The 1034-nt window shown below is 75.6% G+C and carries 1 protein-coding gene; it reads right to left on the reverse strand.

Features of this window, described 5'->3' with window-relative positions:
* Positions 1-228: 228 nt before the first annotated feature.
* Complete coding sequence (locus AC3WUG_RS15685) at positions 229-879, reverse strand: isochorismatase family protein (protein ID WP_492328519.1); 651 nt, start codon at positions 877-879, stop codon at positions 229-231.
* Positions 880-1034: the final 155 nt, after the last annotated feature.

Consider the following 1034-nt stretch of genomic DNA (forward strand, 5'->3'; position numbering starts at 1 on the left):
TCGGCAGCGTCAGAGGTGTAGAAGAGACAGGCCCGGGGGTTGTGGTCGCGCCGTCGGCGCGAGGTCGTCAGCAAGCGATGAGGTCGTCACGTCGCGATGAGGTCGTCACACCGCGACGAGGTCGTCACAAACGAGTGACGACCTCACCGGGATGTGCCGACCTCACTGGTCGCGAGGGCGGTCGGCGCGTGGCGAGACGGCCCCGGTGCTCGCCACGCGCCGGGGCGGTCAGCGGGCGTCGGAGGTGGTGAGCGCGACGCCGCGTGCCGCGAGCCGGGTGAGCGCGTCGATCGTGGTCCGCACGCCGACGCCCGCGGTGAGGTCGGTGAGCACCCGCACGTCGAACCCGGCGTCGAGCGCGTCGAGCGCCGTGGCCGTCACGCAGTGGTCGGTGGCGAGGCCGACGACGTCCACGCCGTCGACGTCCCGCGCCCGGAGCGCGTCCGCCAGCCCGGCCGGGGCGGCGTCGGCGAGCGCACCGGCCTCGGTTGCGGACTCGGCGCCGGTCGCCCCGGCCCCCGACGTCAGCACACCCTCGAAGCCCGAGTAGTCCTGCCGGCCCTGCCCCTTGCGCACGTGCACCGCGTCCTCGGGCAGCCGGAGCGCCGGGTGGTACGCCGCGCCCGCGGTGTCGCGGACGCAGTGCTCGGGCCAGGTCGCGACGTAGTCCGGCTCGGCGCCCACGGCGAAGTGGCCGGCGTTGTCGTGGGGCAGGGGCTCGTGCCAGTCGGCGGTGGCGACGACGACGTCGTAGGTGCCGGCCGCGCGCGCCAGGAAGGCGGTGACCTGCTCGGCGACGGCCGCGCCGCCCGCCACGGCCAGGGCGCCGCCCTCGCAGAAGTCGTTCTGCACGTCCACCACGATCAGCGCGCGAGCCACCGGGACCTCCTCCTCGCCGGGCGCCGGGGTGCGCCCGCCCGCACCCACCCTAGGCGCGGTGCGGGGCGGAGCTGTTCCCCACCCCTTTCTCGCGCGGACCCCCGATCGATCGGGGGATGTCTCTTCTACCCCCCCCCGCGCCCACACAACACGGC

This window comes from Cellulomonas sp. EB106-03-03-XG116, from assembly GCF_058792015.1.